Source organism: Coriobacteriia bacterium (assembly GCA_018368455.1).
Taxonomy (GTDB): Bacteria; Actinomycetota; Coriobacteriia; order Coriobacteriales; family UMGS124; genus JAGZEG01.
This window is the reverse complement of the sequence record JAGZEG010000032.1, coordinates 1-8,740: the sequence shown is the minus strand read 5'-3', so window position 1 is coordinate 8,740 and position 8,740 is coordinate 1. Positions and strand designations below refer to the sequence as shown.

General features: G+C 68.9%; 5 protein-coding genes. All 5 read left to right on the top strand.

The genetic code is table 11. The features are described 5' to 3' along the window. Positions 1 to 438 precede the first annotated feature (438 nt). The 5 genes from KHZ24_11840 (at position 439) to KHZ24_11820 (ending at position 8,486) form a co-directional block, all read left to right on the top strand. Complete coding sequence (locus KHZ24_11840) at positions 439 to 1,857, top strand: LuxR family transcriptional regulator (protein ID MBS5451877.1); 1,419 nt, start codon at positions 439 to 441, stop codon at positions 1,855 to 1,857. Between the two features lie 378 nt (positions 1,858 to 2,235). Continuing rightward, the gene (locus tag KHZ24_11835) at positions 2,236 to 3,846 is read left to right on the top strand and encodes an FAD-binding protein (GenBank protein ID MBS5451876.1); all 1,611 of its coding nucleotides are present in this window, start codon (positions 2,236 to 2,238) and stop codon (positions 3,844 to 3,846) included. Between the two features lie 404 nt (positions 3,847 to 4,250). Beyond that, positions 4,251 to 6,074 carry a CBS domain-containing protein gene (locus tag KHZ24_11830; GenBank protein ID MBS5451875.1) on the top strand — a complete coding sequence of 608 codons (1,824 nt, stop codon included), beginning with the start codon at positions 4,251 to 4,253 and terminating at the stop codon, positions 6,072 to 6,074. 299 nt (positions 6,075 to 6,373) lie between these two features. Beyond that, a complete protein-coding gene (locus tag KHZ24_11825) occupies positions 6,374 to 7,552 on the top strand; it encodes an Nramp family divalent metal transporter (protein MBS5451874.1) in 1,179 nt (392 codons plus the stop codon). 232 nt (positions 7,553 to 7,784) lie between these two features. After that, on the top strand, positions 7,785 to 8,486 hold the full coding sequence (locus tag KHZ24_11820; protein MBS5451873.1) for a hypothetical protein: 702 nt from the start codon (positions 7,785 to 7,787) through the stop codon (positions 8,484 to 8,486). The last annotated feature ends 254 nt before the right edge of the window (positions 8,487 to 8,740 follow it).

The following is an 8,740-nucleotide window of genomic DNA, read 5'->3' as shown; positions in this document are numbered from 1 at the left end:
GAGCGAGGCGCCGCAAGGGGTGCGAGCGGTGGGGCGCGCGGGCGCCACGGGCGAAAGCCGGGTGCCCGCAGGAGCGAGGCGCCGCAAGGGATGCGAGCGAGCGGGAGGCCGCGAGCAGCGTAGCGCAGGCCGCCGCACGGAAACGGCGCCCGCGCGGACAGAAACGCCGGGCGTGTATGGCACGTTTGGGGCACCCGGCTTCGCACCTCGCAAGGGCACAGCGCTCACCTGCGGTTTTGCCGGGCCGCGTGGGAGACGGAAATCGCGCGCGTCCGACCCGCCATACACAGCTCGGCCTTCTGGCCACAAGTGGCGGGTCTCGCGACAAGAAGCCTGCCCGATCCCCGCGAACCTGCCGTGCCCCGTCCTCCCGCGCCGCACGCCTCCACCACCTGGCGTAGAATCACTCCCACAGAGGCACAAGCGAGGGAGTCGACAGTGAATCTCAAGCGGTTGTTTGCATCATCGCAGGTCATTTGGCTCTTTGCCCTCGTCTGCCCACGTGCGTGGACGCTGTTCGTCATCAAGCCGCTCTACAGCTATGACTCCTCCTGCTTCATGGCGTTCTACGGCGCCGAGGCGCTCACCGCCGCGCTCGTCGCGCTGGTCGCCCTGCTGCGAGGCCACGACGCCGGGACAAGCCGTTTCCCCAAGACTCCCCTGCCACTCGCGCTGCTCATGTGCGCGCCCACCGTCCTGTTCATCGCCCCCGTCGCCGGGCTCGCCCCGTGGCTGCCCCTCGCAACCGCCGTGCTCGCCGGCGCCACGATGGCCTGGTGCTACCTGCAGTGCGCGTTCGTCTACGGCAGGCTCCAGGAACGCGAGGCCGTGTTCTTCGTGCTGGCATCGTTCGCCATCGGCGCCGCCCTGCGCTTCCCGCTCGAGCTGCTGCCGGCCACGGCCGCCGGCGTCATCGTCGCCCCGCTGCCCCTGGCCTGCCTGCTCATGTGCCGCCGCGCCTCCGCCTACGTCGGGGAGCTCTCGGCTCAGGCAGCCGACTCCGCCAGCGCCGCCCCGCACTCTCGCCCCATGAGCGCGGGCGCCCTCGTTCCCTACGTCGTGCTCGTCGTGCTGTACGGCCTCACGCTCGGCGCGTTCCAGGTGGCCCTGCCCGACGAGCAGAGCAACCTCGCCGTCATCGCCATCGGCATGCTCGTCAAAGTCGCGCTGCCCATCGCACTGCTCGCGTTCGTGCTCTCCTCGTCGAAGAGCGTCGACCTGGGCCTCATGTGCCAGATCGGCCTGCTGCTCATATTCACGGCGCTCGTCCTCACGCTGAGCTTCTACGACAACGAGGACTCGCCCGTAGCCGGCATGGCCTCGGACTACGCGCGCAACATCTTCAACTTCATGCTCGTGGCGACGCTCGCCGTCCTCGTCTGCCGCATGCCCCACCACCCGTTCGCGACGTTCGGCTTCGGGTGGGCCTTGCTGCCGGCAACGGAGCTGGGCGGCCTTGCCATCTCACACGCAGCGGGTGCCGCCCTCTATGACCGCGGCATCGAGATGTACGTGTTCTACGTGCTCGTGCTGGCAACCGTCATCGCGCTCATCGCCGGCGTGCGCAGCAACCGCGACACGCGGCTGTTCACGCCCGAAGCCGCCGACCCCGCCTCCTTCGAACGCTACGCCGCGCGCCAGCAAGCGCTCGGGGCGCTTGCCCAACAGGGCGGCCTCACAGAGCGCGAAAGCGAGGTAGCCACGCTCATCTGCGAGGGGCGCTCGAAGCGCTACATAGCCGAGCGACTGTCCATCTCGGAGAACACCGTGCGCACGCACACGCGCAAGGTCTACGACAAGCTCGGCATCCACAGCCGCCAGGAGCTGCTCGACCTCATCGAGGAGCGCGCCCGGTAAAGCGCGCAGCCTCGCGCACGCCCGGGCATGCGTAGCCGGGCGGCCAGGGCGCGGACCAGCCAGCCCAAAGCCGCCTCGCACATTGCGCCACGCAGCGCTTGACTCTGCCATTTCCCCAGCTCAGGCCATCACACCAACCGGACGATGGCCAAAATACGCTTGATTGTGCACCGCCGTCCCCCTCTTGGTGTCTCGGACGGCCCATCCCCGCTGGCTACATTTTGGGCCATCGACGCACACGGCGATCGATCAGCGGCACACCCGCCCCGCGCCGCGCTCCGCACGTCCCGACCGCATGCCCCATGCGACGGCCGGGGCGCGCAGGGCACGCGAGCGAGACCGGGCAGCGCCGCGCCACGAGAGAGAAGGGGATCGACCATGAGCACACGCACCTCCATCGACCGCAGGGATCTCGTCAAGCTGGGCGGCCTCGTTTCCGCCACGGCCCTGACCGCCGGCGCGGCCCAGGCGCTCGCCTCCGAGAAGGCGTCCGCCTCGTCCGACAGCGCGACGTCGGCCGGCGTCACCGCCACGAGCGACGCCCCCTGGCTGCCCGCGAGCTGGGACTACGAGGCCGATGTCATCGTCGTCGGCTGTGGCGGCGCCGGCCTGTGCGCCCTCATCGAGGCGCGCGACCAGGGCATGAGCGCCATCGGCATCGAGCACATGAGCATCACGGGCGGCAACTCGCGCATCTGCAACGGCGGCATGGACCTGCCCGGCTCGCCCCTCCAGAAGGAGCAGGGCATCGAGGACTCGGCCGACATCTTCTACGAGGACCTCATCAACAACCTGGGCGACGACGTGAACGAGCCCATGATGCGCCTGTACGCCGACCTGTCCGCCGAGCTCTACGACTGGCTGACCGACCTGGGCATGGAGTTCCTCCAGGGCGAGGTGCGCGCCACGAACGGCACGTCGCGCCCTCGCGAGCACTTCATCGCGCCGTCGAGCGGCATCGACTTCTTCGAGCAGCAGGCGCTTGAGCGCGGCGCCGAGATCCACCTCGAGACGAAGTGCGTCTCGATCATCCAGGACCCCATCACGAAGCGCGTGCTGGGCATCCAGGCGACGGGCCCCGAGGGCGAGACGCTGTACTACAAGGCCAAGCGCGGCCTCGTCATGTCGTCGGGTGGCTACGCGATGAACGTCGACATGATGAACGAGTACGTCATGGGCAAGGGCGCCGAGAACCTGCTGCACTCCGGCCACGTGGGCGATGACGGCACCGGCATGCTCGCCTGCATGGAGCTCGGTGTGGCGACGCGCCACATCAGCTACATCGGCCTGCTGTGCACGTCGCACCCCGAGGGCTTCGGCGTCCACGGCTGCGCCATGTACCACATGGGCGCCATCCTCGTGAACCAGGAGGGCGAGCGCTTCGTCGACGAGTCGCGCGGCTACACGAACATCTGGCCCGACGTGCTGCAGCAGACGGACCAGGTCTGCTACTGCATCTACGACCAGGCCATCGCCGACGAGAACTCCAACAACAACAGCTCGTACTACGACCACCAGAAGAACGTCGACTCCGGCCTGCTCATCGAGGCCCAGACCATCGAGGAGCTCGCCGAGAAGATCGGCTGCGACGCCGCGACGCTGCAGGCGACGCTCGACCAGTACAACGGCGACGTCGAGGCCACGGGCGTTGACAGCGTGTTCGGCCGCGACCACCGCATCACGGAGTCCGGCGACCTCATCACCATCGCGCAGGCCCCGTTCTACGCCTGGAAGACGGCCATCTCCGTGGCCTGCACGCAGGGCGGCCTCAAGAAGGACCTCACGTGCCAGGCGCTCGACGTCAAGGGCAACGTCGTGCCCGGCCTGTTCCTCGCCGGCAACATCAGCCACTACAGCGAGCAGGGCATCACGGCCGGCACGCGCCAGAGCCACGACGCGTCGGGCACGGGCTTCGGCGGCGCGCTGGCGTTCGGCCGCTACGTGTCCCAGCAGATCGCCCAGCTCATGGAGCCGTGGGACGAGGCGTAATCGCGAGCGAATAGAGCATCGCACGAGCTAGCCGAAGGGGGCGGGCGTTCTCCAGTGATGGGGACGCCCGCCCCTTGCATGCGGGCAAGAACGCGGGAAGGCGCGGTCATCCCGTGAAGCCGGCCGCTAAAACCGTCGCGCGGCGCCGGTTCGGAGAGTACAATTCGCCCAGTGGTGCTCAGCAGGCCCCGCGCGTGAGGCGCGAGAGGCTCGCTGGGGCATCGCAAAACTCCATTGGGCTAAGAGAAGGGTTAGCGTTGAAACCTCGACCTCACAGTATGTGCTGATCCCTCCTTGAGCCGGTCCCGTCGGGCCGCGGCCATGTGAGGGGTCGCGAGTCTGACACGCACGCGTCGCCAGCTGGGCCGTTCCGGCCGAGCGGCGCCCGCACGAAGGGGACCGGTATGCCCTACCTCTCTGGAATCCTGGGAACGCAGGTCGTCGATGCCGACGGCGAGAAAATCGGCACGGTGAGCGACGTGGGCGCCGCCGTGGGCGAGGTGTTCCCCCGCATCACGGCGCTCGCGTTTCGCGGCCCGGCCAACGTGCCGTTCATGATCTCGTGGCGCAAGTACGTCGCCTCAGCCACGGAGGACCTCATCACGCTCAACGTCCCGGCCACGAGCGTGCGCTTCTCCTACCTGCAGCCCGACGAGCTGCTGCTGCGCCGCGACCTCATGAACAAGCAGATCGTCGACACGCAGGGCATGAAGGTCGTGCGCGTCAACGACCTCAAGCTCTCGAGCGCCGGCGACGGGGAGTTGCGCCTGCTCGGCGCCGAGGTGGGCGCGCGCGGCATCCTGCGCGGCATCGCCCCCAGTCTGGAGAAGCTCGTCTGCGGGGCCGCCCGCGCCCTGGGCAAGCCCATACCGGAGCGCATCATCGCCTGGAGCTACATGGACCTGCTCGACCGCGACATCTCGCAGGTCAAGCTGTCCGTGACGCACAAGTCGCTCGAGGACATGCACCCGGCCGACATCGCCGACATCATCGAGCAGCTCGACCCGCGGCTGCGCGCCCAGGTGTTCCGCCAGCTCGACGCCGAGAGCGCCGCTGACACGATGGCCGAGCTCGACGACGAGCTGCAGGCCGACGTCATCGACGACCTGTCCGAGCGCGAGGCCGCCGGCATGATCGCACAGATGGACCCTGACGACGCCGCCGACATCATCGGCGAGCTCTCCTACGACAAGGCCGAGAAGCTGCTGCACCTCATGGGCGTCAAGGAAGAGAAGGCCATCCGCCAGCTGCTCGGCTACCCCAAGGACACGGCCGGCGGCATCATGACGTCGGAGTTCGTGGCGCTGCCCGGCACGGCGACCATCGCCGACGCGCGCGCCCGGCTGCGTGGGCTCGATGAGGACTTCGAGTCGGTGCACTACATCTATACGCTCGACGACGAGGGGGCGCTCGCCGGCGTCGTCTCGCTGCGCGACATCATCGTGTCCCCCGACGACTCCCGCTTGGCCGACCTGGCGTTCACCGACCTCATCACGGCGTCGCCCGAGGACGACCAGCGCGACGTCGCCGAGGAGATGGGCAAGTACTCGCTGCTGGGCATCCCCGTCGTGGACGAGAACCGCAAACTGCTCGGCCTCGTGACCGTGGACGACGCGCTCGACGTCATCGAGGATGAGCACGAGCGCGACCTGGAGCTCACGACCGGCACGCGCTCCGAGACCGTCGGCGACGCGGGCGCGGGCCACCTCTCGTGGTACCTGCGCCGCGAGCTGTGGTTCGGCGTGTGGCTCGCCGTGTGCGCCCTCATGCAGCACGTGGCGCCAGGAGGGCTCTCCATGGTGCTGCTGGCGTTCCTGCCTGCGGTTCTGCTGGTGGCCGACGACATGCTGCCCTTCGCCGCCGGCTCGATCATCGATTCCGAGGAGGACGCGCCCTCGCTGGCGGGGCTGCTCGTGCGCGACCTCGTCATCGGCCTGACGATGGGCGCGCTCGGCTGGCTGCTCGTGAGCTGCGCGCTGTGGAGCGAGTCGCTGCCGTTTGCGGGGGCGGCGAGTACGACGCTCGTGAGCTGCGTCGCCGGGGCCGCGATGGTGACGGTGGCGCTCGTCGTCGGCAGCGCGGCGATTGCGACGCGCGTGTTCACGAAGCGTGCCGAGCAGAGTAAGCCGACGCCCGGCGTGGGCGCGTCGCTGGTGGTCATGCTCGCCGCAAGCGCCGTGTTCGTGGCGCTGACGGTGGGGATCTGCGCGCTGGCCGGGGCGCTGTAATGGCGCGCGAGCGAGAGAGGGGCGCAGGCGAGCTGGGGCGAGGGGCGACGGCGAGCGGCAGGCAAAGTGCGCGGGGTTGTCCAGAGAGAAGAGGACGCGCGGCGGCGGCGCGCAACGCGCAGGCCGCAGGCGAGCCAGGAGCGCGGAGCATAGCAAGCAGCGACGCCGCGCCAGCCACGGGTCGCACTCCGGGAGCAGGATGCCCGGCTGCGGGCGACGCGCTGGAGCCCCCGGCCCCCTCCCCGGCCGCGAAGAAGAAGCCGACGTGGCTGCTGTACCTCTCGGCCATCGGGCCCGGCATGGTCGCGGCCCTTGCCGGCAACGACGCCGGCGGCATCGCGACGTACTCGAGCGTCGGCGCACTGTACGGCTATCGCATGCTGTGGATGATCCCCGTCATGATGCTGCTGCTCTCCGTCGTGCAGGAGTCGGCCGCACGCATGGGCTGCGTCACCGGGAAGGGTTTCGCCTCGCTCATCCGCGAGCACTTCGGCATCCGGCCGACGGCCCTTGCCATGGGGGCGCTGCTCGTGTCGAACACGGCCGTCACACTGTCAGAGTTCGCGGGCATCGCCTCGGGCATGTCGCTGTTCGGCATCCCACCCGTCATATCGGTTCCCCTGGCCGGCCTCATCGTGTGGCTGCTGTCGACCGGCGGCAGCTACAAGCGTGTCGAGAAGGTCTTGCTGGCCGTGAGCTGTGTGTTTCTCGCCTACGTCGCCGCTGCCTTCATGGCCGGGCCCGATTGGGGAGCCGTCCTCGGCAGCACGTTCGTGCCCCACGTCGTCGGCGAGGCCGGGTTCTTCTCGCTGCTCATCGCCACGATCGGCACGACGATTGCCCCGTGGATGATCTTCCTTGCGCAGAACAACGTCGTCGACCGCGGCGAGGGAGCGGAGACGCTGCGCTACCAGCGGGCCGACAGCATCTCGGGGTCGGTCGTGGCCTGCCTCATCGCGTGGTTCATCATCATCACGACGGGCACGGTGCTCTATCCCAACGGCATCGCCGTGGACTCGGCCGCCGACGCGGCGAGCGCCCTGGCCCCCATCGCCGGCGCCTATGCAGAGAAGCTGTTCGCCGCCGGCCTCGTGGCAGCGAGCTTCCTGGCAGCGTGCGTGCTGCCCGGCATCACGAGCTCGGCAATCTGCGAGGCGTTCGGGTGGGAGCGCGGCGCCGACCGCAGCTGGAGCGAGGCGCCGACGTACAAGGGCATCATCACGTTCATCCTGGTGCTGTCGTGCGCCATCGTGATGCTGCCCGACGTCAACCTGTTCGGCATCATGACGACGGCGCAGGTCATCAGCGGCGTGCTGCTTCCGGTGCTGCTCGTGTTCCACGTGCTCATCATCAACGACCGCAAGACGATGGGGCGCTACCGCAACTCGAAGCTGTGGAACGTGCTGACGTGGGGGACAATCGTGCTCGTCGGCGTGCTGACCGTCGTGATGTTCGTCATGCAGGCACTGGGCGTGTAGCGCGCGTAGGGCCGGCGGATCAACCGGGGAGCCGGATGTGCTCGCGGGAATGACAGGGCCACCGAAAAAAGCTGGCATGACCGTACTCGCATGCGGGAAGCGGTAGGCACGCCAAGGAGAGACGAGGGTAGTCTGGCTCGCAGGCAGGATCGGCGGACACCATCAAGGAGAGACGAGCGTGGCCGAACTCGCGGGTAGGATAGGCAGAGAGAAAGCGACACTGCGCGCTGCGATGCGCGAGGTGCGGGCGGGCATCCCGGCAGCGGAGCGCAAGCGGCTCTCGCAGGCTGCCTGCCGGCGGGTGCTCGCGCTGCCGGAGGTGCGGGCGGCCCGCACCGTGGCCGTATACTGCGCGCTGGGGACGGAACTCTCGATGGATGGCCTCGTGGGAGAGCTGAGCGCGAGCGGCGATGTGAGGTTGCTCGCGCCCGTGACCCTGACCGGCCGACGGATGGCCTTCGTGCCCGTGAGCGCCGACGAGCTGCTGACCCGCACGGAGGGGCGTACCGAGCAACCGCGCCACATGGGCACCGGAGCGGACGGGCCGCACGCGGCCGCGAGCCCCGGGGAGCGGCCTGCCTTCCTCGCCCATCCCGAGCGACCCCTTGCCGAGCTCCCCGCCGGCCGGGCACCCGTATTAGCGGGAGATATCGACGTCATGTTGGTTCCCGGCCTCGCTTTCGATGCATGCGGAATGCGGCTGGGCTACGGGGCCGGCTACTACGACGCGTGGCTGACCTCGGCCGATAAGCCGCGTCTACCGGACAGCGCGCCCGAGAGCCAGAGCCCCGCTCCGGCCGCCGGCAGCCGCCCTCTCCTCGTCGGCGCCTGCTTTGACGAGCAGGTTGTCACCCGCGTCCCCTCGGAGTCTTTTGATCGGCCCGTCGGTGTCGTCGTGACTCCGACGCGCACCCTGCACTGCTTCCCCCGCTAGGCAGGCGTGAGCCTTGCGGAGCTGAAAAAAGCGGCTCCACCGCAAGCGATGGCATTCTATGCAACGATCCGATGGGCAGCCTTCTTTTTATGCACGCACTCTCTGCAACGCGGTGCAAGGCATCTCGATGGGCCCACGGCGTGGGCAAAGATCGGGCTCGGGGGATGCGGCAGATTTCTTGGACCAATCCTACACCGGCAGGCCCAGCCTCGCCCTCCTGCCGTCGATCGTCTCGTAGCGGGTCCGGGTGCGCC